We start from the raw sequence: 25,431 nt of genomic DNA, 5'->3' as shown, positions 1-25,431 counted from the left end.
GACAACAATGCCGCGCATCACACTGGACAATCGGCGCTAGCGGGTTAAAATAAATACTGTGTATTAATACAGGTGTTTTTGTGATGACCCTCGATCTTTTTGAAGACGCCGTACCGCCGCCGTGGCGGGAGCAGATTGCCCCAGGGGCGGTGGTGATGCACGGCTTTGTGCGCGATCATGGCCCGGAGTTGCTGGCCGCGGTGAATGGGGTGATCGCCCAGGTGCCCTGGCGGCACATGACCACGCCGGGTGGCCACGTGATGTCGGTGGCGATGAGCTGGTGTGGCAATGGCTGGAGCAGTGACAGCCGGGGCTACCGTTACTCCGAACGCGACTCGCGCAGTGGCAAGCGCTGGCCGCCGATCCCGACGATTCTGATGGCACTGGCGGATGAGGCGGCGCAGCAAGCGGGCTTTGCCCCTTTCGTGCCGGACTCCTGCCTGATGAACCGGTACGATCCGGGCAGCAAGCTGTCGTTGCATCAGGATAAAGACGAGCATGATTTCGGCTCGCCGATCGTTTCGGTCTCACTGGGGTTACCGGCGGTGTTCCAGTTCGGTGGCATGCAGCGCAGTGACCGCGCCCAACGCATTCCGTTGGCACACGGTGACGTGGTGGTGTGGGGTGGCCCGTCGCGGCTGTGCTTCCACGGTATTATGCCGATCAAAGAGGGCTATCATTCGCTGGTGGGCCCACACCGGATCAATATCACCCTACGCAAGGCGCTTTAGCTGTGGCTCTTTCGCCAGACAGGCGACCAGATAGTCGATAAACACCCGCAGTTTGGGCGGCAGATGCTGGTTTGGGCCATACAGCAGCCACAGGCCGCCGTGATAACTGCTGAGAAAGTCCCATTCCGGCAGCACCTGCACCACTTCACCGCTGTCCAGCGCCTGCCGGGCCGTAAAATACGGCAGGCTGCCAATGCCAATGTGCTGTTTCACCGCATCCAGCCGCACGCCAGTGTGGTTGGCGGCATAGCGCCCGTGCACATTCACCGTGACCGTTTTACCGGCGCGACGGAATTTCCAACGCGCGTCGTTGGGCGTTTCCCCCAGATAAATACAGCTGTGCTGCGCCAAGTCCTGCGGATGTTGCGGCGTGCCGTGCTGTGCCAGATAACCGGGGGTGGCGCACAGCAGGTGTTCGATGGTCATCAGCTGGCGGCCGATCAAGCCGGGAGAAGGGCGTTCGGTAATGCGCAGCGCCAGATCGACCCGATCGTCAATCAAATCCATATAGCGGTCTTCCAACCGCAGGCGAACATCTACCTTGGGATAACGGCGTAGAAACTCTGGCATATGCGGGTGCAACACAAAGCGGCCGACGGCTTTGGGCACGCTGATGCTGACCAGCCCCTCCGGTTCTACCGCGCCCCGGCCGCTGAACGCCATCACCGAGTGCGCGGCGTCCAGCATGCTGCGACAGCGCAGAAACACCTCTTCACCTTGTTCACTCAGGCGCAGTTTGCGCGTGGTACGGTGCAGCAGTTGCAACGCCAACGCCTGTTCGAGTTTGGCCACGCTGCGGCTGGCGGCAGATGGAGATGTGCCCAGTTGACGAGCGGCGGCGGAAAAACTGCCGCTTTCCACCACCTGAACAAACACGGCCATTTCGGCCAGCAGTGAATGAGAAAGATTTGTGCTCACAGCGCAAAGGTCCATTGTAAAGTTGATGGATTATGCTTTGATTATGGCATGAATATAATGGGGCCTCTATACCCGTCATCTTTCAAGTTGCAGCGTTGTTACCTGTACTCGTTCACCCCAGTTACTTACTTGAGTAAGCGCCTGGGGATGAACGAGCTTGGCGCCTGGCTGCAACTTGAAAGCTATAGAGTATAACCAGGAGAAAAACCATGACCGAACGACTCTATTTTTACAGCGACGATTTACAGGCTGAAGCGCAGGTGCTGGCCTGTACTCCGGTTGAAGACGGCGGATACGCGATAACACTGAACGCCACGCTGTTTCACCCTCAGGGCGGCGGACAACCGGCAGACGGTGGCAGGCTGGGTGCCATCCCGGTGCTGCGTGTGGCACAACAGGGGGATCAGGTACTGCATTTTACCGCCGACCCCGTGCCGCTTGGTCCGGTCAGCGTGCAGGTTGAGGGCGAGCAGCGTCGGTTACATACCTGCTGGCACTCCGCCGGACATCTGATTGGCTGGCTGGGCGAAACGCGCGGCTGGCAACCGGTCAAGGCGCACCACTGGCCGGGTGAAGGGCGCATTACCTTTGCACCGGGCGCAGAACCCCAAACCCTGGATCAGGATTTTCTGGACGCGGAGCTGGCGCGGCTGATCGCGGCGGATTTACCTCGCAAGCAAGTAGAAGTCGACGGCATGCGTCAGGTGGGGTTCGGCGAGCTGCCTGCCTATGGCTGCGGCGGCACCCATGTCCCCTCACTGGGTGAGTTGGGGGCGGTAAACATCACCGCGCTCAAGATGAAAAAAGGGCAGTTGATCGTGCAGTATGAGCTGGGCTGAGTGCTTTCAGCCCGGCTCGGCAGGGGATCAGAATTTGATCTGCACCTTGGAAGACAACGTTTTGTCACCGGCTGCGATCAGTGCGTTTTCGATGGCTTCCGGTGGATATTCACCGCTGAGCAGTGGCAGTGGATCGATACGGCCGTCCTGTAGCCATTTAACGGCGGTGGCAAATTCGTCGACAAAACGGAATGAACCTACCCAACGGATTTCCTTCACCAGCATCGGCATAACCGGATAGTCAACGTTAGAGGCTCCCATGCCCACCTGCACCACGGTACCGGCAGGGCGGGCCAGCGTCACGGTGGATGCGATGGCCGCCGGGCTGCCGGAGGCCTCAAACACCACGTCGAAATAGCCTTTATTGCTCTGATAAACAGTAGCGCTGCCTTCCTCCAGCGGGTTAAAGGTGTTGGTCGCGCCCATTTGTCGCGCCAGCTCCAGGCAGCGTTCACTGACGTCGGAAGCCACCAGTTCGGCGGCACCGGCACTGCGGGCGGCGGCCAGGATCAAACAGCCAATAGGGCCGGCACCGATCACCAGCACACGTTTGCCCACTAGCGTGCACGCGACATTGACGGCATGAATGGCAACCGCCAGCGGTTCGGCAAAGGCCATGATCTGTGGGGATACGTCATCGCGATAGGGAATGCATTGTTGTTCTGTGGCTACCACGTATTCGGAAAATCCGCCGTCAACGTGCGGATTAAACTGCGCACTGCCCATAAAACGCATAGTGGCGCAGAGGTTCTGTTTGCCTGCCAGGCAGTATTCGCAATGATTACAGGGTTGTGACGGATTGATGGCCACCTTCTGTCCCACCCGCAATGCCGAACCGACCGGCACCTGGCTAAGGGTGCCGACGAATTCATGCCCGACGACTATCGGGTGTTTGAGGATCGACATGCCGGCACGGCCGTGCTGGTAATAATGGATATCCGAGCCACAGATACCGCCGCGTTCGACCTTCACCAGTACGTCATTCTCATCGTATTCCAGCTCGCGTTGCTCAACGCGCACATCTTTTTCACCGTAGGCGAAGCAGGCTTTACAGCTTAGGATCCGTTTGCTCATTATTTTGCCTCAAGTTTGTGGAGATCCGCGTTGGAGCGCGGTGCTAAAGGTTGATCGGATTTCGGGGGTACGATCACTTCAATCTTGCCGACCAGGAAGGTGTAGGCCAACAGACCCATCAGGGCTACGGCGGCGATATACCACATTGCATAGTGGAAGTTATTGGTGCGTTGCAGAATGACGCCAATGACTATTGGACTGATGATGCCGGAAAGGTTGCCGCAGATATTCAGGCAGCCGCCCATAGTGCCGATAAAATTACGTGGGATCACATCGCTCCAGACCACCCAACCCAGATTGGAAAAGGCGTTGGCGAAAAAGGCGATGGACAAGATGGCGATGGCGATCACCGGTTGATCTTCGAAAAAATTGACCAGGCAGATAATCATGGTCAGACACAGGCCGGACATCACCGGCAGTTTGCGGGCAAAGGTGCGGGATTTGCCCTTTTTCAGCAGCAAATCACTCAGCGTACCGCCACACAGTACGCCTGCCATCGCCATCAGATAGGGGAATGAAGCACCCAGCCCGGCTTTGGCGATCGGTAAGTGCAGACCTTTCTCCAGGTAAACAATAAACCAGGTCAGGAAGAAATAGAGTGTGGATGAGCAAGCGAACTGGGCGATGAACAGGCCCCAGACGGTGCGATTCTTCAGGAAAAAGGCGATATCGCGCCAGCGCACTTTTTCACTGACGCAGGCCTGGTTTTTTGAACCATAGCCACCGCCTTCACGAATGTAATCCAACTCCTGTTGGTTGGTTTTACTGCTGTGTTGCGGATCGCGATATTTAACTAACCAGTAAATGCCAAACAGGATGCCAACGCCGCCGGACAGGTAGAATGACATCTCCCAACCGTAATCCGCCACCACAAAGGACAACGCCGGGGTTAACAGTGCCAGCCCGATATATTGTGCGCTGGAATAAATCGCCGTGGCGCGTGCCCGCTCGTGGTCGGGGAACCAACTGGCGATGATCTTGGTGTTGGAGGGGAAGGAGGGGGCTTCGGCAATACCAATCAGCGCCCGACAGGCCAGCAGCATTAAGAATGATGCTGTTGCAGTGGCGAACAAATGATGCGAGGCGAAGCCCATCAGGAAAGTAAAGACGCTCCACAGAATAATGGCGGTGCCGTAAAGTATCCGTGAGCCAATGCGATCCAGTACGTAACCAACCGGGATCTGGCTGGCGGCGTAGAACCAGGTAAACATGGAAAACAGTAAACCCAGTTGGGTGGCGCTGAGATCGAACTCAGACTGAATTTTACTGCCGGCGACGGACAGGTTGGCCCGGTCCATATAATTTATAGCCGTCACAATAAACAACAGCGACAGAATAAAGAATCGCGATTTTGTTGCTTTCATAGTGTTGTCCTGGTCAGGGTGTTTATTTTTATAAATTTTGGCTACAGAGATGCCCCCGTAACAGTCATATGCCACGGGTAAGTAAACAGATTTAAAGCGGGTCAGGGTTACAGTACGGCCAACCAACCGCCATCGACGTAAATAATTTGTCCATTCACGTAGTTGGAAGCATTGGACGCGAGGTACACGGCGGTGCCGATCAGCTCTTCTGGTTTACCCCAGCGTTTAGAGGGATTGCTGGCTTTCACCCAGGCATCGAACTCGGGGTTATCAACCAGCGCGGCATTCATATCGGTCAATATATAACCCGGACCGATGGCGTTGGACTGAATATTAAACTCGGCCCACTCGGCGGCCATTGAACAGGTGAGCATCTTGATGCCACCTTTGGCGGCGGTATAAGGCGCAACCGTGGCGCGGGCGGCTTGGCTGGTCAGCGAACCGATGTTAATGATTTTCCCCCCTTTACCGCGGGCGATCATCCGCCTGGCGGCGGCTCGACCAACGATAAATGCGCTGGTCAGGTTGGTATCGAGCACCCGCTGCCACTGTTCCAACTCCAGGTTGAGCAGGGGGCTACGGTACTGAATACCGGCATTGTTGATCACAATATCAACCTCAACCCGTTCCTCGTCGAGCTGATTGAATACCGCCTCTATGGCTTGTTCATCGGTAACGTCAAAGGCGAAACCGCGCGCCTGCAGACCTTGAGATTGCAGTCGCTCGACCGCGGCCTGTACCGTTGCAGGTTGCGTACCGTTTAAAATGACGCTGGCTCCGGCCGCAGCCAACCCCTCAGCGTAGGAAAAACCTAATCCGCGAGAAGAACCGGTGACCAGCGCCGTTTTCCCCGTTAAATCGAACAGAGCAGACATATCAACCTCTTACTGTTGGTTATAGGATCCTGATTCGGCATGTACCGCTATTGGCATCGTGTTAAGCTTAGTGCTGCTCAACATGTATGACATCATTCATATAAACGTTGCGTTAAGCCTTGGCAGAAATCAATTCTGTTAAATGGTTTTTGAAGCGCGGATCACAAAAGAAAAATTCAACATTAAATAATTGTAATGTAAAACAATTGGTTGAGTTTGTTTTCATGACGCGGCGCACATAATTTTTGAACGACGCTTTAGCCCATGCACTATCGATGATATAAATCTAACCACACCTTGTAGGACAACTGATGAGTTAGCGGCAAAGGAGTTTACAGTGGGTAATCTAAGAATCACCGGCGTGAAAACTATTCTCACCGCGCCAGGCGGTATCGATCTGGCTGTAGTGAAGGTCGAGACGAACCAACCGGGCCTATATGGCCTGGGGTGCGCGACCTTCACTCAACGCATTCATGCGGTGAAAACGGCCATCGACGACTATATGGCACCGTTTCTAATCGGTAAGGATCCATCGCGCATCGAGGATATCTGGCAGTCTGCCTGCGTAAGCGGCTACTGGCGCAGCGGTCCGATCATGAACAATGCCCTGTCCGGTGTGGACATGGCGCTGTGGGACATCAAAGGGAAAGTCGCCGGTCTGCCCGTTTATGAACTCTTGGGCGGCCAATGCCGCGACGGTATTCCGCTGTATTGCCACACCGACGGTAGCGATGAGTTTGAGGTAGAGGACAACATCCGCGCACGTATGGAGGAGGGCTATCAATACGTGCGTTGCCAGATGGGGATGTACGGTGGGGCGGGCACGGACGATCTGAAATTGATCGCCACCCAATTGGCTCGGGCAAAAAACATTCAGCCTAAACGTTCCCCGCGCGGCAATACACCGGGCATTTATTTTGATCCCGATGCCTATGTGAGAAGCGTGCCACGTCTGTTCGAACACTTGCGTAATAAGCTGGGCTTCGGCATTGAGTTTATTCATGATGTACATGAGCGTGTTACGCCGATCGCCGCCGTTCAACTGGCCAAAACGCTGGAGCCATACCAATTGTTTTATCTCGAAGATCCGGTGGCGCCGGAAAATATAGACTGGTTGAAAATGCTGCGTCAGCAATCCTCCACGCCGATTTCAATGGGGGAGTTGTTCACCAACATCAATGACTGGAAGCCACTGATTACTAATAACCTGATCGATTATATCCGTTGTCACGTCAGCACCATTGGCGGTATTACCCCGGCGAAAAAATTGGCGACGCTGAGTGAAATCCATGGTGTGCGTACCGCGTGGCACGGGCCGGGCGACATTTCTCCAGTCGGCGTCGCCGCCAACCTGCACCTGGATATGAGCGTGACCAATTTTGGTATTCAGGAATACACGCCGATGAATGACGCCTTGCGTGAAGTGTTTAGCGGCTGTCCGGAAATTGAGCGGGGTTATGCCTACCTGAGCGTTCGCCCAGGGTTAGGTATAGATATCGATGAGCAAAAAGCGGCGCAGTACCCGTGTATCGGCGGTATCCCGTCCTGGACTCTGGCACGTACGCCGGACGGCACGGCGTCACGGCCTTAACCTCACCTGTGGACGCATTCAATTGCGCCCTTTGAAAGTGCATCACTCGGTGTCCGGTGTGGCCTGTTTGAGTTTTTCGATGGCGGTGACGTTGTCCGCCATCGCCTCGTTGAGTACTGCAACGGCGGTAGAAGAGTCGCGGTTTTTAATCGCCATAAACACCTTGATGTGTGCCTCGACGCTTTCCAAAGAAATCCCCAATGCCCGGTTCAGTTCTTCCAGGTAGTAGTAATAGGTGTCTTTGATTGAGTTCATCACGTTGTAGAACACCTTGTTCTGTGACGCTTTGGCTATGGCCAGGTGAAACTCAAAATCGGCCTGAGAGTACTTTTTGTAATCGTCTTTGTTGATCAGCATGCGGTTCAGGGCTTGTTCCAGCGCGGTAATGTCCTCGGGCGTGGCGTTTAATACCGCCAGCTCCATACATTTGAACTCCACCGTTTGGCGGAACACCATCATGTCGTGAAACTCTTCACGGCTGAGGTGCATGATCGGTTGCTGTTCATTGAACAGGCTCTGTGGATTGAGGTGTTGGGCGACAAAACTGCCTTTGCCCTGATGGGTCACCACGATGCCCAGATCGCGCAGACGCTGCACCGCGCTGCGAATGCTGACCCGGCTGACGTTGAAAGAGGTGGTCAGTTCCGCTTCTGAGGGGAGTTTGCTGCCAGGCGGCCAACTGCCGTCCAACAGTTTTTCCTTTATTTGCTCATAGACCGCGTTGACCACGTTGTGTTTTTGGATTGATTGAAGACTCATGATATCCATCGCATAAGTTGTCCTACAACATGCCTGTGGTATAGCACGCCATGCCGCAGGTGTGAAGCTGTTCGCCACATTTTTGCGTGGCTGACACCAGGTCGGGAGAATAAATTTATTTTGTGATCGTCATTTCAATTCGAAGCACTGGCCATTGAATACGACCGAAATGTGATTCATTTTTAATCTTGAGTGATGTCATACAAGTTAAGGTATGACATCAGATGTTTTAAAGGGGCACCAACAAGCGCGGTCATTAGGTATAAACCGGCATCCATTAAAATTCCTGGGGAAAACGAATATGAGCATCAATTTACCCACCAAGCTGGCACCGATCCGCTGGCGAAAGCTTATTCCGCTGGCTTTCATTACCTATAGCCTGGCCTACCTGGATCGTGCCAATTACGGATTTGGAGCGGCCGCAGGGCTGGCGCACGATCTCAATATTACGCCGGGTATGTCTTCACTCTTGGGGGCGCTATTTTTCCTCGGTTATTTCTTTTTCCAAGTGCCGGGAGGAATTTACGCCGAGAAACGCAGTGCCAAGGGGCTGATTTTTTGGAGCCTGGTGTTGTGGGGCATTTTGGCCACCGCTACCGGTTTGGTCAGCAATGTGGCAACGTTGGCGGCGATCCGCTTCCTGCTTGGGGTGGCGGAAAGCGTCGTGATGCCGGCGATGCTGGTGTTCCTCAGCCATTGGTTTACCAAGCAGGAACGCTCGAAAGCCAATACTTTCCTGTTTCTTGGCAACCCGATTACCGTGCTGTGGATGTCGATACTGTCCGGTTATCTGGTGGACGCCTTTGGCTGGCGTGGCATGTTTATCATTGAAGGGGTGCCGGCCATTATCTGGGCGGCAATCTGGTGGGTGATCTTTGTCGATCGGCCAAAAGATGCCACCTGGCTCAGTGAGCAGGAGAAAGCTGCTCTTGAGGCCGCCCTCGCCGCTGAACAGACCGGTATGCAACCGATTAAAAATTACGGCGAGGCCTTTCGGTCACGCAAGGTATTGGCACTGTCGTTTATTCATTTCTTCTGGAATATCGGTATGTACGGTTTCATTATGTGGCTGCCGTCGATCTTGAAAACCGCTTCCGGCATGGGGATTGTCGCTACCGGCTGGTTGTCTGCTGCACCTTATTTGTTGGCGGTGCCGCTGATGCTTGGTGCATCCTATTTCTCTGATAAGTATCAACAGCGCAAGCTGGTGGTGCTGTTGTTTCTGGGATTGGGGGCGGTTTGCTTCTGCGCGTCTTTCACACTGGGTGCTAACCATTTTTGGTTGTCCTACGTCTTGCTGGTGATTGCCGGCGGAGCTATGTATACGCCTTATGGCCCGTTCTTTGCGGCGATCCCGGAGCTATTGCCACGCAACGTGATGGCGGGGGCGATGGCATTTATCGTGAGTTTTGGCGCACTGGGGTCATTTGTGGGGGCCTGGATTGTCGGCTATCTCAACGGTATTACGCAGGGGCCGCAGGCTTCCTATATCTTTATGGGCACTTCGCTGGTCATCGCGGTGGTACTGACGGCACTGACCCGTTTCTCTAACACACCACAACGAGTTGTGACCCCTGGCGTCGCAGCCTGCCGATAAGCTATGCCGGACCGGTTATTTCGCCGGCCCGGCCTGACGCAGCATGGTGCAGAAAGCACACTGGCATCCGGCCTGCGGCAAGGCGGCGCAGGTGCCGACATTGACCGTTTGCGCATCCAGCGCATGAAAGCCGTAGAACCTATTCTCGATATTATTTTCCGCTGCGCGCGTCTGTTCAGGCTGGGGTTCTGGCACCCTGGATTGAAACGCGGCGGCGCGTCCGGCCAACAGGCCAAGGAACAACAGCGAGAGCTGAATTTTCATTTTGGTCTTCCTGATTTAATTTCTGATACGTTATAACAAAACATCCTTTCTGCCAACCACCGATGCCTTGTGCATTTTCCGCCATTGGTTAGCGAAATTAGTTCGTTCAACTCCCCGCTGATTTGGTTTGTTATCTAACCCATAACATTCCGAAATAAAGAAGGCGTGGCATACGATGTTTAATTTCTCTTTCAATAGATTAACCCGCGGGATAACGGTGGCATTGGGCCTGGCGGCGGTGATGAACCCGGCGCTGGCCTCGGTGCAGGGCGGCACGCTGGTCTACCTGGAACAGCAGGCGCACACCAACCTTTATCCGCCTTCCGGCGGCTTCTATCCCAATGGCGGCATCCTCAATCAAATCACTGACAAACTGACCTACCAGAACCCGCAAACGCTGGAGATTGAGCCGTGGATCGCCGAATCCTGGAACAGCAACGCTGACAAAACCGAATACACCTTCAAGCTGCGGCCGGGTGTGACCTTCTCCGACGGCACTCCGCTGGATGCTAACGCGGTGGCAAAAAACTTCGATACCTATGGCCTGGGCAATAAAGAGAAACGCCTGCCGGTGTCTGAAGTCATCAATAACTACGACCACAGCGAAGTGATCGACCCGTTAACCGTCAAATTTTACTTCAAGCATTCGTCGCCAGGTTTCCTGCAGGGTACCGCCACGATTGGCTCGGGATTGGTTTCGCTCAGCACCCTGAACCGCAACTATGACCAACTCGGCGATGCGCACCATATCATCGGATCCGGCCCGTTTGTGGTCAGCGCCGAGACGCTGGGGCGTGAGGTCAGTCTTAGCGTTCGCAAAGATTACCACTGGGGGCCGGCCAGGCTGGCTCAACAAGGGCGCGCCAATCTGGACGCGATCAAGGTAATTGTTACCGGTGAGGACAGTGTGCGCATTGGTGCGTTGCAAGCCGGGCAGGCGGACTTTATTCGCCAGATCCAGGCCTACGACGAGAAGCAGACTCAGGATCAGGGGTTCACAATCTACGCGGCCCCAACGCGTGGCGTTAATGACAGCATCGCCTTCCGACCGGATAACCCGCTGGTAAGCGATCTGCGCGTGCGTCAGGCGCTACTGCATGCCACCGACAGCAAGCAGATCGTCGATACGCTGTTCTCGGTTAACTACCCACAGGCCAAATCGGTGATTGCCTCTTCCGCCGCCGGTTTTGTCGACTTGTCCGCCAAGCTGAAGTTCGATCCGCAACTGGCCAACCGCCTGTTGGATGAGGCGGGCTGGAAAAAGGGCAGCGACGGCCTGCGTGAGAAAGACGGTAAAAAACTGCTGCTGAATGTCTACGAATCGCTGCCGCAACCGCAGAACAAGGCGGTGCTGCAACTGGTTTCGCAGCAGTGGGGCAAGGTCGGTGCGCGCTTGAATATTCTGGCCGGTGACGCCGGCAGCCGGGTAGCAGATAACCTCGACCCGCAGAAAACCCCGGCGGCGGTGGTGGAGGTGGGGCGGGCCGATCCGGACGTGATTAAAAGCCAGTTCTACCCGACCAACCGCGATGCGCTGTTGCAGCAAGGTGGCTCCGGTAAAAACAGTCAGTTCAGCGACGACAAGCTGAACACGCTACTGCTGGGCATTGCCTCTGAGGTGGATGCGCAAAAACGCCTGCAGATTGCCGGCGAGGCACAAAATTACCTGCTCGATCAGGCCTATGTGATCCCATTCTTTGAGGAGCCGCAGGTGTTTGCCGGCGCGCCTTATCTGAAAGGGGTGAGTTTTGAAGCCGTGGGTCGCCCGAGTTTCTACGGCGCCTGGTTAGAGAAACATTAAGGAGATCATGATGAGCCGATATCTGGCGCGGCGTATCGCACAGGCGCTACTGGTGCTGTGGGCGACCTTTAGCCTGTCGTTTCTCCTGCTGCAGGTGCTGCCGGGTGATGCGATCCTGATTAAGTTCCAGAATCCGGACATGGGACTCAGTCCGGCGCAGATCGCCGATATGCGTGCCGCCTATGGTGCCGATGTGTCGCTGTGGCAGCAGTATCTGCATGCGCTGGGTAACGTGCTGCGGGGGGATCTGGGCTACTCCATTCAGGCCGGGGTACCGGTCACCGAACTGTTGGCCACCAACCTGCCCGCTACGCTGCAACTGGCGGTGCTGGGCTTTACGCTGGCGCTGCTGTTGGCGCTGGCGATTGCCTTTATCTCCAATCTGACCGGTTTTGGCTGGCTGAGATCGGCGCTGCAATCGCTGCCGTCACTGTTCGTTTCGGTGCCAACCTTCTGGCTGGGTATTGTGTTGATTCAGGTGTTTTCGTTCCAACTCAAGCTGATCCCGGTGATCAATCCGGGTGAGTGGCAAGGGCTTATCCTGCCGATTGTGACCCTGGCGGTGCCGATCTCCGCCCCGCTGGCGCAGATCCTGATCCGCAGCATTGACCAGGTGCAGACCCAGCCGTTTGTCGCCGTGGCACGCGCCAAAGGTGCCAGCCGTAGCGGGGTGCTGTGGCGGCATGTGGCGCGCAACGCCATGCTGCCGGCGCTGACCATCGCCGGCATTCTGCTTGGCGAACTGATTGCCGGTGCGCTGATCACCGAAACCGTGTTTGGCCGCAGCGGGCTGGGACAACTGACCCTGCAGGCGGTGCTGAATCAGGACGTGGCGGTACTGCAGGCGATTGTGGTGATCTCCGCCGCCGCTTTCGTCACCCTCAATCTGCTGGTGGATCTGCTGTTCCCGCTGTTGGATCCACGACTGAAAACCCACACAGGAGTCGCCGTATGAGCAGTATCTCCTATGAAAAAGCGGTCGTACCGGAGCGAGATCTGGGCGGCCTGGAAAGTGAAGGAACCTTACCGACCAGCCGTCCACGCCGTCGTCGCGTGCCGTTGACCTTGCTGCTGGCCTGGGCGGTGATCGCCATTGCGGTGCTGTGGGCGCTGGCGCCCCAGTTATTCACTGCCTACAGCGGCACCGAAGGTATCGCCGGTGCGCAGCGGCTGGCGCCGGGCGGCGAACACTGGCTGGGCACCGATCAACTGGGGCGTGACCTGTATGCGCGCATTGTCTATGGTGCTTCGCAGACGCTGTCCGCAGCGCTGGTGGCAGTCGCGTTGGGTTTATTGTTGGGCACCGCGCTGGGGCTGATTGCCGGTGCGGTCGGGGGCATCGCGGACGAAGCGGTGATGCGTTTTGTCGACGTCTTGCTGTCTATTCCCGGCCTGCTGCTGTCGCTGAGCATCATTATTTTACTGGGGTTTGGTACGGTTAACGCCGCCATCGCCGTCGGGATTACTTCGGTCGCCAACTTTGCCCGCCTGGCGCGCGCAGAAGTAGTGCGGGTGCGGCACAGTGATTACGTTGAAGCGGCCTATGGCAGCGGTGGTACCTTCTGGGCGGTGCTGTGGCGGCACATCCTGCCGAACTCGCTGACTTCGGTGATCGCCTTCTCGGCATTGCAGTTTGGCAGCGCTATTTTGGCGATCGCCACCCTGAGCTTCCTGGGTTATGGCACCCCGCCACCGACGCCGGAGTGGGGGCTACTGATCGCCGAAGGGCGCAACTACATTTCCACCGCCTGGTGGCTGACGACCTTCCCAGGGCTGGCGGTGGTGGCGGTGGTGCTGGCGGCCAATCGCATCAGCCGTGCATTGGGGAGAACGCAGCCATGAGTATTCAGACGGCATTACAACGGGCGGCGGCCACGCCGGTGCTGGAGCTGGAGCAGGTGTCGATTGCCTATCAGGGCGCAACCGGCAGCCAGCGGGTGGTGCATCAGGTGTCGTTCGCCATTCAGCCGGGGGAAGTGGTGGCGTTGGTCGGCGAGTCCGGTTCGGGCAAAACCACTACCGCGCAGGCAATCATTGGCCTGCTGACGGAAAATGGCCGTCTGGAGCAGGGCGCAATCCGTCTCAACGGCACCGATATCAGCCATTGGTCGTCACGACGTCTGGATGCGGTGCGGGGCGCACAAATCAGTCTGATCCCACAGGATCCGTCCAGCTCGCTCAACCCGGTGAAAACGATCGGCGAACAGGTGGCGGAGATCCTCAATATTCACCGTCGCCTGCCGCGCAAACAGGTGCAGCAGCGGGTGGTGGCATTACTGACCCGGGTTGGCCTGACCCACCCGGAGCTGCGGGCGCGTCAGTATCCGCATGAACTTTCCGGCGGCATGAAACAGCGGGTGTTGATCGCCATCGCTATCGCGCTGCAACCGACGCTGATTATCGCCGATGAGCCAACCAGCGCGCTGGATGTCACGGTGCAAAAGCGCATTCTCGATCTGATCGACGAACTGCGGCAGGAGTTTGGTACCGCGGTGCTGCTGGTGACTCACGATCTGGCGGTGGCGGCGGAGCGTGCCGACCGGCTGCTGGTGTTTCGCCATGGTCGGGTTCAGGAGCAGGGCGTGACCGCCGAAGTGTTGCGTGCCCCCACCAGCGATTATACCCGCCGACTGTTTGCCGACGTGCCATCGCTGACCCGTGCGGCGCTGTCGCAACCCAGCAACAGTACGCAAGAGCTGGCGATCCAGGTTAATGGGTTGGTGAAAGATTTCCGCCTGGCCGGTGTGGGGGGCAAAACTTACCGTGCGTTGGATCAGGTGTCGTTTAGCGTGCCGCGTGGCACCACCCATGCGCTGGTAGGGGAATCCGGCTCCGGCAAAACCACGCTGGCACGCTGCCTGCTCGGTTTTCAACGGCCGGACGCCGGGCAAATCATTATCGACGGCGTTGACTTCACCCAGTTGAAGGGCGAAGCGCTGCGGCAGTTCCGTCGCCGCATTCAGTTGGTGTACCAGAACCCGTTCGGCTCGCTCGATCCGTCGCAGACGCTGTATCAGGTGATTGAAGAGCCGTTGCTGAACTTTGAACCGCTGGGCAAAGCCGAGCGTTATCGACGGGTACGAGAATTGTTTGAACGGGTGGCGCTGCCGGACGAGTTGCTGAGCCGCAAGCCGCGCGAACTGTCTGGTGGCCAACGCCAACGGGTGGCGATTGCCCGGGCGCTGGTGTTGCAACCACGGGTACTGGTGCTGGACGAAGCGACCTCGGCCCTGGATGTCACGGTACAGGCGCAGATCCTGCGGCTGTTGCAGGATTTGCAGCAGGAACTGGGGCTGACCTATTTGTTTATCTCACACGATCTGGCCAGGGTACGGCAGATTTCACACAGCGTTTCGGTGTTGCACCGAGGGGTACAGGTGGACAGCGGCGCGACCGGTGAACTGTTCGCCATGCCGGGCAGTGATTACACCCGCCAGTTGATTGAGGCCATTCCCGGCCGTCAGTTTTATGCCGAACAGCCCAAGATTAAGGATGCGATTAATGAGCAGTAAAAGACTGGGTTTTTTCACCCGCCTGCTGGATCAGGGCAGTGCACAACAGCGTTACCGGCTGGCAACCGAGCAAATCGTGCATGCCGAACGGGTCGGCTTTGATAGCGCCTGGGTGGCGCAGCACCATTTTCATGAGGATGAGGGCGGCTTGCCTTCTCCCCTGGTGTTCCTGGCTCAGGTGGCGGCACGAACTCGCCATATCCGGCTGGGCACCGGGGTGATCACGCTGCCGATGGAGTCAGCCATTCGGGTGGCGGAGGATACTGCGGTGCTGGATCTGCTGTCTGACGGCAGGCTGGAGGTGGGGATTGCCGCCGGTGGCACGCCGTCATCGTTCAGCGCCTTCGGTTTTGATGCTCAGCAGCGCCACGCGGTGTTTGCCGACAACTTCAACACGCTGCTGCGCGCCTGGCGTGGTGAGGCATTGGGCGGTGAGGATAACCGTTTGTACCCGGCCGCGCCGCAGTTGGCGGAGCGGGTTTGGCAGGCGACCTTTTCGGTGGAAGGTGGTGAACGCGCCGGACGTGCCGGTGACGGCTTAATGCTGTCGCGTACCCAACCGCGCCCGGCGGATGCGCCGGATTTGCCGCTGGACGAATTGCAGAACCCGATTATCGACGCCTATCTGGCGGCGCTGCCGCCCGGCATCGCACCGCGCATTATGGGGTCGCGCACCGCCCTGGTGACCGATAAGAGCCAACAGGCGCGGGACTTTGCCGCGCAAGGGTTGGGCCGTGGGCTCGAACGCCTGCGTGCCAGCGGCCATCGGCCAACGGATGAATCGCTCGATGGGCTGATCCGGGCCTTTGACGTGCATCTCGGTACTCCGGATCAGGTGATCGCCTCGTTGCAGAAAGACAGCGCGTTGGCGCGGGTCACCGACCTGGCATTCCAGGTGCATTCCATCGATCCACCGCACGCCCACATTCTGCGTTCTATTGAGCTGATCGCCCGCCACGTTGCCCCGGAACTGGGCTGGCAACGTCGCACTCCCGCTTCCATCTCCCACGAACATCACGCTGAGGAAAAGGTATGACTGCAACATTGAATAATGACGACCTGCTGGCCGTGCTGGCAGAGATCGCACCCGGTTCCGCATTGGCACAGGCCAGAGTGACACGGCAGGCGGCGACAGACGCGATTCAGGCCAGCTACCTTGCGCTGTTTGCTCCCGCCGATGCCGGCGATTTTCCTGTAGCGCAGCGGTTGCAAGTCGCCCAGCGCATCAGCGAATGGCATGCGGATAGATCACTGGCGGCCCATTATGCGGCGTTGCTGCAACAACAGGGCGGCGCAGAGGATAGCCCGCGTTTGCAGGCGGCGCTGGATCATGCCGAACGGTTGGCGTTCAAACCCGCCAGCGCCGATGCCCAGCATTTGCAGGCATTGCAGCAGGCCGGTTGGTCACTGGACGCTATAGTCACCCTGTCGCAACTGATCGCGTTTGTCAGTTTCCAAAGCCGTCTGTTAACCGGCTATCGGCTGCTTGGCGGTCAGCCGGTTGAGGAGGGCAGCAGCGGCTCACCGGTCAGAGCCGGCAGTTGGCGCACCGAGTCCGTCACCCTGAGTGGCCGCCATGCGCCGCCGGTGTTTACCCGTCAGGAACTGGGGTGGGAGCCGTGGATCGCCGCCAAGCCGCTGGCGGAGTTTGATGCATCAGGTCAGGCGCTGTTGACGCGCTTCGGGCATAGCGACTCGGATTATTTCCGCCTGCTGGCACGTAACCATCCGGTGCTGGAGCAGCGAACGCTGGCGGATCGGGCCATTTTCTATACGCAAGGCGGGCTGGAACGTAAGGATCGCGAACTGGCGGCCACGGTGGCCAGCAAGGTGAATGGCTGCATCTATTGCGCTTCGGTGCATGCGCGCAAGGCGGCACAGTTGTCCAAACAGACGGACGAGGTGCAGCGTCTGCTGGAGGTGGCTCCAGGGGGCGTGTTGAGTGAGGGGCAAGGGGAGCCGTGGCGGGCACAGATAGATTTTGCTGCGGCGTTATCCGCCACGCCGCCGCAGGTTAACGCCGAACATCTGGCAGTGCTGCGCGAGCAGGGGCTGGATGAGCTGGCGCTGCTGGATCTGGTGCAGTCGACGGCGTTCTTTGCCTGGGCAAACCGGTTGATGCTGACTTTGGGTGAACCCTTCGACGATTAATAAGTCTTCCGCCAATAACCGCCGTGTAAAACGGGGCGAAAGTTTTCGCCCCTATGCAATTCAAGATAATAATTACCTTTTAAGGCAGGTTTTTAACGTTATTAACAAATAGACATATCTCTTGTTGTTAATATAACGAATAACTCAAATTGCATAAATTGCTCGCCGTCATGAATGCTCCGATACTCATCCCATCAATGGATTTAATTTAGATCAGACAAATCTTTGTTGGCGTGGATGCATTTTTTGATGGGAAATGGTCTCGATGGGAAGTTTTTTTAAGCAGATATACCGTTATTCACATTCCCGCCCTTATCGGCATAATGAAAACCTCTGGCCTTACGTGAAAATTGGACGTGCGGAAAGTGGCGAGATTGTCGAGTTTCATTATAAAAGCCAGATGATTCCTATAGTGAAACTTTCAGCGTTAAAAAACCGCTTTCAGGGGCCGATATTGCTGACGGCCACCGGGCCATCGGTGAGTTCTGTTTGCTTTAGCGATATTCCTGAAATGCCGGCCATCGGGGTCAATGGGGCCTATTTCTTAAGCCAACAGGTGAGCTTTCGTTTTTACGTCATTGTCGATATGGGATTTATTGATCAACGGCCGGATATTATAGAAGACATTGTTCTGGCAGAGAATCTAATCCTGTTTACGACGGTCCACGGCGTGGCGAAAATCATTGACCGTTTCACGCTGGCAGGCGTGAAGTGCCAGTTTGCCGTCATCGAAGATGCGGCTTTCAAAATTTACAGCCCAAAAATAAATCCTCCGGCATTGTGGGAACATTACCGCCATAACAGTAACGTCTATTTCTCTGCTGTCTGTAAATCCATCGCCTTTAGTCATGATATTCGGCATGGAATTTTTGATGCCGGCACGGTGGTTTATTGGGTGTTTCAGATCATCGCCTTCCTGGGGTTTAAACAGCTCTTTATTGTCGGGCTGGATATGAACAATTTCCATTTGCCACGCTTCTATGAAACGCCAGAAAACAAACTGCCGACATTTTTACCCGAAAAGGTCGAGGATATGATCATCCCGGCTTTTAGCCATGCCGCTGAAAGAATGAAAATCAACAATATCGCCGTAAAGAATTTTTCATTGGCGAGCGCCATAGATACCCGTATTTTTGAAAAGGTTGATTGCAGTGATTTTTTCAAAAAAAACTGATGTAACCACAGCGATCGCTGTTTACGTCTTCCTGGCATTCTGCTTCTTTAGCGCCATTTTTTGCGGCCATACCCGGGTGAATAATCTATTCCATATCTCGGCATTTTTTTTCCTGCTGACGCTGCTCACCCGGCCGGAATTTCGTCAGGCCTGGTTTAGCAGACGTGCTGCGGTCACCGGAATAGCCTTGGCGGCGTATTTTCTGGCGTATTACTCCGCCAGTAATTTCTGGGGAGGCACGCCGGGAGATGCGCTGTCTGCCCTGACGCATAGCGCTTATATCCTGATTTATTTGGGTCTGTTGGTCAGCGTGCTGGATAGCCCCCGGCGCAATCTCTTGCTCTGCTGCGTGATCGCCGGTATCACGTTGCTATGCCTGTATCTGGCATGGAGTGATTACCAAGAAATTTATACCCTCAGAGAAACCTCAGACGCCAATCCCGGCCCGCGTAATGTGATCGATCTCGCCGGTTATGCCGCTTTGGGCATTATTTTAAGCCTGATGGTTTTTCGTGATACCCAACAAAAAAAGGTCCTGCTGACGATCCCACTACTTTTTGCCTTTATGGTACTGACACAAAGCCGTGGGCCTCTGATTGCCTTAGTGGCGGCGCTGGTGTTAACCACGCATTACCGGGCGCTGAATAAAAAATTGGCGATGTTGATTATGGCAATGATCATATTTACCGCAGGCATGGTGCTATGGTCGTCCATCGGGGAAATGCTGATTACGCGCTTTGCCGAGTTGTATCAGCAGAGCTTCGTGCGGATGAGCATTTGGCGGCACAGCCTGGCGTTGATAGAACAGGCGCCGTTTTTCGGCTATGGATTTGATAAAGAACTGACTTTTACCAATTATACCGGCGAGTTTATTCATACCACTCACAGCCTGTATCTGGGGGCATTGCTCAAAGGCGGGTTGGTTGGTTTTTGTTTGTTCGCTGGGTTACTGGCGTTTGGCGCGCAGCTTGCCGCGCGTCACCTCAGGGCCGGGCGGCGGCTGGAGGCGGCTTTATACCTGTTTATGCTGATCTTCTACTGCTCGCAGGGCATGTTTGTCATCGCCAACCCGGCCGAGTTCTGGTACCTGTTCTGGTTCCCATTGGCGATGGTTTTTGCCCAGCCGACCCAAAGGGTTCGTTAGTCAGCCTGCGGGTGCGTGAACTCCAGCGCGCTCGTCACTTTTTCAAACACCTCATTTTCGGTGATGATGCTGAGCGGTTGGCGGCGTTGAGCCGTGGTGAGTTTTTGCGCATCTACCGATACGTTCATCACCTGATGCAGTTCGCTATTTTGATAGGGGCCGGTGTGGTGCGGATTGGCGGTGACAAACAGGCTGATGGTCGGTGTTTTCAGGGCAATGGCCAGATGTAATGGGCCGGTATCGCCGGTCACCAGCACCCGCATGTTTGACATCACTGCCAGCAACTGCGGCAGGGTGGTTTTGCCAATATGGCTGACCACGCGTCGCTGTTCGTCCGCCGTTAGCCCCGCCATAAATTCCTTTTCGATAGCCAGCTCTTTCGGGGAGCCGATTAATTCGATTTGGTGGTGTGGCGACTGTGCCAGCAACAGTTTCGCCAGGCGAATAAACTGACCGACGGGCCAGCAGCGCAGCGTTTCAGAGGCGCCCATTTGAAAACCGATTGGGATTTTATCCGCGGTTTTATTAACCGGCAAAAATTCAACGGGAATAAACATCTCGGTGTTGTCGGTTTTACACCCCAATTGCGCCACCAGATCCAGCTTGCGCTGAATTAAATGCCCGCCGGTACTCTGGCTTACGCCGCTCAGCCAGGTTTCCATGCCGGTGGCTTTATTGCCGTAGACGTCTTTGAAAAGATACTGGCAACCGGCAGTGATGGCGACAATCACATCGTAAGGGGATTTGGAGTGCAGGATGACGGCCAGTTGCGGCTTATGCTTACGCAACTGGTGAATGATACTGAGCATGTCTTTGGCTTTATGATCCCAATAAATAACAGCATTAAAGTAACGGCTGGTCGCGACCAACTGTTTATTCTTATGGCTGGAAATCAGGGTGATATTCGCCATGGGGTAACGTTCACGCACCGCGCGAATGGCCGGCGTGTTAAACATCAGGTCGCCGAGGGCGGTGGTGGAAAAAATAACGATGCGTTCAAAAGTCAGCTCCGGTGTAAAACTGGCCTTTTCTTTGAAGTTGCCGCCCAACCGGGTGTACACCTGCAGACAGGCGTTGGCCGCCGTTATTTTCCACTGTTTTGACATCTTGTTTCGCTTCGAGTTAATGAGTGCGCCAGTCTGGCATCTGCATCATATGATGTTTGTCCTGGTGGGCCAATGGTCGGCAATAGTTTGCTACATATGCTTGCGTAACCTTGATAAAGGGGCAGCAGACCGCCCCTGTGTTGAGTCAATCTTGCCAAACCTGTGTGCTGCGCGGCGTATCCATCCGGTAATCCGAATAGTGGCGAGTGAAAATCTCGCGCCCCAAGTCGCGGGCGGCCTGTAGTGGATTGCGCGGATCGCGGCTGACTTCGCCCCGGTTGTTGCCCGCCCCCTGGACCATCCCGATGAATTCGCAATGCGAGTAGCGGCTGAATTCCTGAATTTGATGCACGATCCCCATTGCCCCACCGGGGTAAGTTTCTTCCGAGGCCACCGTCAGCCCGATGCGTTTGCCGCTCATACGCTGATGCACCTGTTCCGCATCCGGATAGGCGTTGGAGTAATAGCTGAAAGAGCGGTCGAAAAAGGCTTTGGTTTGTGCCGACATGCCGTACCAGTAAAGCGGGGTGCAAAATACCACCCCATCCGCCGGCAAAAAGTGATCCAGAAACAGTTCGCCATAGCGATCGGCAGGCGGCTCGGCATGGCGCCCATCCACCAGAAAACCACTGATGTAGTCATCGAGAAAATGCAGGCTGGCTTCGGTCCCGGCTTCGGCGGCACCCGCCATGACGGCTTGTGCCAGGGTGGCACTGTTGCCGTCGCGGCGTGGGCTGCCCACCAGGACGATAAGGCGTTTGGGTTGTTGAGATGAATTCATGTCACTCTCCGTCTGCTGAGTAGGGGAATACGGCTGTCAATTTACGTTGAATACAGCGCAAGCGACAAATGACGGCTACTCTGTCAGGATGAGATAAATTCATCTGTATGGGTCTTGTTCATGTTTGCCTCGCTTCCCGTAACTGCATTGCGAACTTTCGAATCCGCTGCCCGCCTGCGCAGTTTCAAACAGGCGGCGCAGGAGCTGGCGGTTACGCCGACGGCGGTATCACATCAGATCAAGGCGCTTGAGCAGCAGTTGGGTTTTGCTTTGTTCGAACGGCTGCCGCGTGGCGTTAGATTGGCGCAGAAGGGCGAGCGTTTGTTTGCAAGAGTTCACACTGCGCTGCTTGATGTCGCCACCATGTTGGATGCTTTGCGGCCGGTGCCCAGCGCCGGATCATTGAGTGTTTCCGTCACCCATTCTTTTGCGGCCTTATGGCTGGTGCCGCGCCTGGGACGTTTTTATCAGGCCCATCCGCATTATCTGGTACGGCTGGAGGCTTGCGGCGAGGTGATTGATCTGCAACAGGACGCCAGCGTGGACATTGCCATTCGCTACAGCAGCGCAAGCTACCCGCAACTGCATCAGGCGGCGCGGCTGGAGGAGAGCTTTGGTGTCTACGGTGCCCCGGATTTGTGTGCAATGGAGCAACCCGCGCCCACGCTGATCACCGTTCATTGGCATGACTCCACCCTGTATGAAACTGGCTGGCGTGAGTGGTGCCAGGCTGCGGGAGTCGACTGGTGGCAGCAGCATGCCGCATTGCGGGCTTATGACGAAGAGCATTACGCGCTGCAGGCGGCAGTAGCCGGGCAGGGGCTGGTGCTGGCCAGCTCGGTAATGGTGTCCGATCTGGTGCGTAACGGTTTGCTGGCATCTTATCGACCGGACATTTGCGTGCCGGGTGCGGCTTATACTGCGCTGTGCGTGCCTGGCCGCGAACGGCACCCGCCGGTGCGGGCGTTTCTGGACTGGCTGCAACAGGAGGTTCGGCGCTGAGCCAGGGCACAACATAAAAGTTTTTCTGGCGTGAGACATGGGAATATCAGATAACTTTGTTATCCATTCCCATGAGAGAGATGTCCATGAGCCAGCCAAGAGTTTCTGATTACCCGATTGATGCGCAGTTTATTGAACGTTGGTCGCCGCGCGCGCTGGCCAATGATGCTATCGACGATGAGACCCTGCTGAGCTTCTTTGAAGCGGCGCGTTGGTCACCTTCGGCCTATAACATTCAGCCATGGCGTTTTGCCTACAGCAAACACGGCTCGGCCAGTTGGGACAGCTATCTGGATTTCCTGATTGAGTTCAACCGCGGTTGGGCGCAGCACGCTTCGGCGCTGGTGGTGGTGATCTCTAAAACCACCAGTCTGAACGGTGAGAAGGAAGTCAGTAACCCGAGTCATGCCTTTGATGCCGGTGCCGCCTGGGCGAACCTGGCGCTGCAGGCGCATCTGAAAGGTTGGCTGACCCACTGCATGGGCGGTGTTCACCATGACAAAATCAAGGCTGCGTTGAACCTGCCGGATAACTATCAGGTGCACGGCATGGTGGCGATCGGCAAAGCGGGCGACAAATCCCTGCTGCCGGAATTCCTGCAGCAAAAAGAGATCCCTTCAGGGCGCTTGCCGCTGGAGCAGACGGTGGTAGAAGGGCTGAACTTTACCCTGTAATTATCCTGGTCTAAATGTTTATCCGCCCGCAGGGTTTTCGCTCTGCGGGTTTTTTTATGCGCTCAGGTAACCAGGTAAAACTTTGTGAGTATGTCCATGCACGCAATGATCGTTATATAATATTTTATATATCGATTAATGATAGAGGAGGTGCCATGAACAATCACTTCGGTAAGGGGCTGATGGCCGGTTTGGCTGCACAAAACGCCGGACCGGCTTCGGAACTTACCCGGTTCTGCTGTGACTACAAGCGTGGCTTTGTACTGGGTTATGCTCACCATTTGGCCCAAAGCCTGGGTGATGAAAACCAGGCGGCATTCGAAGCCGGGTTGCTGTGTCGGGCGTACAGTCTCAATGGGGAAGTGATGAGCGAATTCTTTTCTGGCGGCACAAATCGCCTGGCCGAAAAGTTCTTCTGCGCAGGATATAACCGCGATCGGCAAAACTGAGCGCCGCCATCATATGGCTTGACGGGCTCAGGCCTTATTCATCACCACCACCAGATAAATGCAGGTTTCGGCGCTCTCATTTTTGAACACGCAGTCCGTGGGGGGCCCGAGTTCCAGGCAATCGCCCTCGGCCATTTCATGGCGGGTTTCACCCTCCTGAAATACCAGCGAGCCGGACAACACCCAGATTAATTGCCGCATTAAGGCATAGGCCGAAGCCGGCATAGGGATGGCGGCACCGGCGGGCAGTTCAATGCGCACCAGATCAAGCGGGATATCTGACTGCGGTGACACATGACGACGCACATAGCCGCTGTCGGGATCGACCCACAGCGGTTGGTCCTGGCGGCGCATCAACCGGCCTTCCTGCGTTTCCGCCCGGGCGATCAGTTTGGACATGCTCAGGCCAAACGCGCCGGAAAGCCTGCCCAGCAACATCGCCGTTGGGCTGCTGTCACCGCGCTCAATTTTGTGCACCATCGCCCGCGAAACGCCGGCCCGTTCGGCCAGATCGGACAACGACCAATGGCGTGCTTCACGTTCGATGCGGATCCTCGCACCGATGCGCTGATTTAGGTTGTCTAATTTATTATTCATATCGTAGTATGATAGTAGACGGTCAACCAAGAGGTCAACATGCTTATCCGTAACGCGACTATAACCGATAGCGCAGGCATTGCTGCTATCTATAACGACGCGGTGCTTAATACCACCGCGATCTGGAATGAACTTAGTGTCGACGAGGCAAACCGTGCCGCGTGGATGGCGGAGCGGCAAGCGGCAGGCTATCCGGTGCTGGTGGCGAGCAATGAGGCAGGCGAGGTGATGGGTTACGCCTCGTTTGGCGATTGGCGGGCATGGGACGGTTACCGTCACACGGTGGAGCATTCGGTTTATGTTCGGCAAGACAGCCGTGGCGACGGGGTGGGGAAAACGCTGCTGATTGCGCTGATTGAACACGCCAGGGCGATGGGCAAACACGTGATGGTGGCGGGCATTGAGTCCGGCAACCAGGCTTCTGTACAGCTGCATATCAATCTGGGTTTCGAAATGGTCGGTCGGATGAGTGAAGTGGGGGCCAAGTTCGGCAAATGGCTGGATTTGACCTTCCTGCAGTTAAAACTAGACGACAGCAACGCACCGCCAGCCCGCCAATGACGTTGCAAAGAACGGAACCTCTATGAATATCATGCTATTGCTGCTGGTGGCGGCCGGGGTCAGCCTGGTTATCCAGAATCTGTTGATGGTGCGTATCACCGAAAGCGTTTCGACGGTGCTGATTACGCTGGTGATCAACTCCAGCGTTGGTCTGGTGTTGCTGATGGGGCTGCTGTTCGCCAAAAATGGCGTCAGCGCCCTGGCGGAGGTAACGGGCACCCTCCGGCCGTGGATGTTATTGCCCGGCCTGCTGGGTTCGTTCTTTGTCTTCTCCGGCATTCTGGGGTACCAGAAACTGGGCGCAGCAACCACCATTGCGGTACTGGTAGCCAGCCAACTGGTGGCGGGCTTGATGGCCGATATCTACAAGGCCGGCCCGGAGGCACTGCGCGAAAACCTGCCGGCACTGCTGGGCGGTATATTGTTGGTGATTGGCGCTTTTCTGGTGGCCAGAAGAAGTTTTTGAG

Annotated in this window: 26 protein-coding genes; 17 read left to right on the top strand and 9 right to left on the bottom strand. The window is 56.2% G+C overall.

The window, feature by feature from the left end:
- Positions 1 to 83: 83 nt before the first annotated feature.
- A complete protein-coding gene (gene alkB, locus BEI65_RS18590) occupies positions 84 to 731 on the top strand; it encodes a DNA oxidative demethylase AlkB (RefSeq protein WP_099064578.1) in 648 nt (215 codons plus the stop codon).
- Here the strand turns inward: alkB and BEI65_RS18585 are convergent.
- The gene (locus BEI65_RS18585; protein ID WP_198404479.1) at positions 714 to 1,649 is read right to left on the bottom strand and encodes a LysR family transcriptional regulator; all 936 of its coding nucleotides are present in this window, start codon (positions 1,647 to 1,649) and stop codon (positions 714 to 716) included. The two genes, alkB and BEI65_RS18585, sit on opposite strands and share 18 nt — an antisense overlap.
- A 209-nt stretch (positions 1,650 to 1,858) precedes the next feature.
- Here BEI65_RS18585 and BEI65_RS18580 point away from each other — a divergent pair, with 209 nt between their 5' ends.
- A complete protein-coding gene (locus BEI65_RS18580; RefSeq protein ID WP_099064576.1) occupies positions 1,859 to 2,488 on the top strand; it encodes a hypothetical protein in 630 nt (209 codons plus the stop codon).
- A 27-nt stretch (positions 2,489 to 2,515) separates the two neighbouring features.
- On the opposite strand, the gene idnD is transcribed toward BEI65_RS18580, so the two are convergent.
- From idnD to BEI65_RS18565, 3 genes are all read right to left on the bottom strand, one after another.
- Positions 2,516 to 3,562: an L-idonate 5-dehydrogenase gene (gene idnD / locus BEI65_RS18575; RefSeq protein ID WP_099064575.1), complete on the bottom strand. Its 1,047-nt coding sequence runs from the start codon at positions 3,560 to 3,562 to the stop codon at positions 2,516 to 2,518.
- On the bottom strand, positions 3,562 to 4,926 hold the full coding sequence (locus tag BEI65_RS18570) for an MFS transporter (RefSeq protein ID WP_099064574.1): 1,365 nt from the start codon (positions 4,924 to 4,926) through the stop codon (positions 3,562 to 3,564). Before BEI65_RS18570 ends, idnD begins: the two co-directional genes overlap by 1 nt.
- Before the next feature lie 107 nt (positions 4,927 to 5,033).
- On the bottom strand, positions 5,034 to 5,801 hold the full coding sequence (locus tag BEI65_RS18565; RefSeq protein WP_099064573.1) for an SDR family oxidoreductase: 768 nt from the start codon (positions 5,799 to 5,801) through the stop codon (positions 5,034 to 5,036).
- A 337-nt stretch (positions 5,802 to 6,138) separates the two neighbouring features.
- Here BEI65_RS18565 and BEI65_RS18560 point away from each other — a divergent pair, with 337 nt between their 5' ends.
- Complete coding sequence (locus BEI65_RS18560; protein ID WP_099064572.1) at positions 6,139 to 7,392, top strand: enolase C-terminal domain-like protein; 1,254 nt, start codon at positions 6,139 to 6,141, stop codon at positions 7,390 to 7,392.
- A 42-nt stretch (positions 7,393 to 7,434) separates the two neighbouring features.
- On the opposite strand, the gene BEI65_RS18555 is transcribed toward BEI65_RS18560, so the two are convergent.
- Complete coding sequence (locus BEI65_RS18555) at positions 7,435 to 8,151, bottom strand: FadR/GntR family transcriptional regulator (RefSeq protein ID WP_099064599.1); 717 nt, start codon at positions 8,149 to 8,151, stop codon at positions 7,435 to 7,437.
- A gap of 301 nt (positions 8,152 to 8,452) precedes the next feature.
- On the opposite strand from BEI65_RS18555, the gene BEI65_RS18550 reads away from it, so the two are divergent.
- Positions 8,453 to 9,748, top strand: coding sequence for an MFS transporter (locus tag BEI65_RS18550; protein ID WP_099064571.1), 1,296 nt, complete (start codon positions 8,453 to 8,455; stop codon positions 9,746 to 9,748).
- Positions 9,749 to 9,763: 15 nt separating this feature from the next.
- On the opposite strand, the gene BEI65_RS18545 is transcribed toward BEI65_RS18550, so the two are convergent.
- Entirely contained in the window at positions 9,764 to 10,012 is a 249-nt protein-coding gene (locus BEI65_RS18545) for a hypothetical protein (protein WP_085117542.1), read from the bottom strand.
- 241 nt (positions 10,013 to 10,253) lie between these two features.
- Here BEI65_RS18545 and BEI65_RS18540 point away from each other — a divergent pair, with 241 nt between their 5' ends.
- The 8 genes from BEI65_RS18540 to BEI65_RS18505 all read left to right on the top strand — a co-directional run bounded on the left by BEI65_RS18540 (position 10,254) and on the right by BEI65_RS18505 (position 19,794).
- Positions 10,254 to 11,813 (top strand): TIGR04028 family ABC transporter substrate-binding protein, encoded by a 1,560-nt coding sequence (locus tag BEI65_RS18540; protein ID WP_232519119.1) that lies wholly within the window; start codon positions 10,254 to 10,256, stop codon positions 11,811 to 11,813.
- A 10-nt stretch (positions 11,814 to 11,823) separates the two neighbouring features.
- Positions 11,824 to 12,768: an ABC transporter permease gene (locus BEI65_RS18535; protein ID WP_099064569.1), complete on the top strand. Its 945-nt coding sequence runs from the start codon at positions 11,824 to 11,826 to the stop codon at positions 12,766 to 12,768.
- Positions 12,765 to 13,655 (top strand): ABC transporter permease, encoded by an 891-nt coding sequence (locus BEI65_RS18530; RefSeq protein WP_085117539.1) that lies wholly within the window; start codon positions 12,765 to 12,767, stop codon positions 13,653 to 13,655. The genes BEI65_RS18535 and BEI65_RS18530 overlap by 4 nt, the downstream gene beginning before the upstream one ends.
- On the top strand, positions 13,652 to 15,325 hold the full coding sequence (locus BEI65_RS18525) for an ABC transporter ATP-binding protein (RefSeq protein ID WP_099064568.1): 1,674 nt from the start codon (positions 13,652 to 13,654) through the stop codon (positions 15,323 to 15,325). Before BEI65_RS18530 ends, BEI65_RS18525 begins: the two co-directional genes overlap by 4 nt.
- On the top strand, positions 15,315 to 16,361 hold the full coding sequence (locus tag BEI65_RS18520) for a putative FMN-dependent luciferase-like monooxygenase (RefSeq protein ID WP_099064567.1): 1,047 nt from the start codon (positions 15,315 to 15,317) through the stop codon (positions 16,359 to 16,361). The genes BEI65_RS18525 and BEI65_RS18520 overlap by 11 nt, the downstream gene beginning before the upstream one ends.
- Entirely contained in the window at positions 16,358 to 17,476 is a 1,119-nt protein-coding gene (locus BEI65_RS18515) for an alkylhydroperoxidase domain protein (protein WP_099064566.1), read from the top strand. The genes BEI65_RS18520 and BEI65_RS18515 overlap by 4 nt, the downstream gene beginning before the upstream one ends.
- Positions 17,477 to 17,741: 265 nt before the next feature.
- Positions 17,742 to 18,650 (top strand): sugar glycosyltransferase, encoded by a 909-nt coding sequence (locus BEI65_RS18510; protein ID WP_099064565.1) that lies wholly within the window; start codon positions 17,742 to 17,744, stop codon positions 18,648 to 18,650.
- The gene (locus BEI65_RS18505) at positions 18,628 to 19,794 is read left to right on the top strand and encodes an O-antigen ligase (protein ID WP_099064564.1); all 1,167 of its coding nucleotides are present in this window, start codon (positions 18,628 to 18,630) and stop codon (positions 19,792 to 19,794) included. The genes BEI65_RS18510 and BEI65_RS18505 overlap by 23 nt, the downstream gene beginning before the upstream one ends.
- Here the strand turns inward: BEI65_RS18505 and BEI65_RS18500 are convergent.
- Both BEI65_RS18500 and BEI65_RS18495 read right to left on the bottom strand, forming a co-directional pair.
- Entirely contained in the window at positions 19,791 to 20,900 is a 1,110-nt protein-coding gene (locus tag BEI65_RS18500) for a glycosyltransferase family 9 protein (RefSeq protein ID WP_099064563.1), read from the bottom strand. The genes BEI65_RS18505 and BEI65_RS18500 overlap by 4 nt on opposite strands.
- 145 nt (positions 20,901 to 21,045) lie before the next feature.
- Entirely contained in the window at positions 21,046 to 21,681 is a 636-nt protein-coding gene (locus tag BEI65_RS18495; protein WP_099064562.1) for a flavodoxin family protein, read from the bottom strand.
- A gap of 120 nt (positions 21,682 to 21,801) precedes the next feature.
- Between BEI65_RS18495 and BEI65_RS18490 the strand changes: the two genes are divergently transcribed.
- The 3 genes from BEI65_RS18490 to BEI65_RS18480 all read left to right on the top strand — a co-directional run bounded on the left by BEI65_RS18490 (position 21,802) and on the right by BEI65_RS18480 (position 23,806).
- Positions 21,802 to 22,683 carry a LysR substrate-binding domain-containing protein gene (locus BEI65_RS18490; RefSeq protein WP_099064561.1) on the top strand — a complete coding sequence of 294 codons (882 nt, stop codon included), beginning with the start codon at positions 21,802 to 21,804 and terminating at the stop codon, positions 22,681 to 22,683.
- 86 nt (positions 22,684 to 22,769) lie between these two features.
- Complete coding sequence (locus BEI65_RS18485) at positions 22,770 to 23,357, top strand: nitroreductase family protein (RefSeq protein WP_085117532.1); 588 nt, start codon at positions 22,770 to 22,772, stop codon at positions 23,355 to 23,357.
- 155 nt (positions 23,358 to 23,512) lie between these two features.
- Positions 23,513 to 23,806, top strand: a complete 294-nt coding sequence (locus tag BEI65_RS18480) for a DUF2623 family protein (RefSeq protein WP_099064560.1) — start codon at positions 23,513 to 23,515, stop codon at positions 23,804 to 23,806.
- 27 nt (positions 23,807 to 23,833) lie between these two features.
- Here BEI65_RS18480 and BEI65_RS18475 read toward each other — a convergent pair whose 3' ends face one another.
- Entirely contained in the window at positions 23,834 to 24,403 is a 570-nt protein-coding gene (locus tag BEI65_RS18475; protein WP_099064559.1) for an XRE family transcriptional regulator, read from the bottom strand.
- A 39-nt stretch (positions 24,404 to 24,442) separates the two neighbouring features.
- Between BEI65_RS18475 and BEI65_RS18470 the strand changes: the two genes are divergently transcribed.
- Complete coding sequence (locus BEI65_RS18470; RefSeq protein WP_099064558.1) at positions 24,443 to 24,964, top strand: GNAT family N-acetyltransferase; 522 nt, start codon at positions 24,443 to 24,445, stop codon at positions 24,962 to 24,964.
- A 22-nt stretch (positions 24,965 to 24,986) separates the two neighbouring features.
- Positions 24,987 to 25,430, top strand: coding sequence for a DMT family transporter (locus BEI65_RS18465; protein ID WP_099064557.1), 444 nt, complete (start codon positions 24,987 to 24,989; stop codon positions 25,428 to 25,430).
- Position 25,431 lies beyond the last annotated feature (1 nt).

Origin of the sequence: Serratia sp. BW106, assembly GCF_002607755.1 — a bacterium.
GTDB lineage: Bacteria > Pseudomonadota > Gammaproteobacteria > Enterobacterales > Enterobacteriaceae > Serratia > Serratia proteamaculans.
Note: the sequence above shows the minus strand (reverse complement) of the source record. Positions and strands in the feature narration are given on the sequence as shown.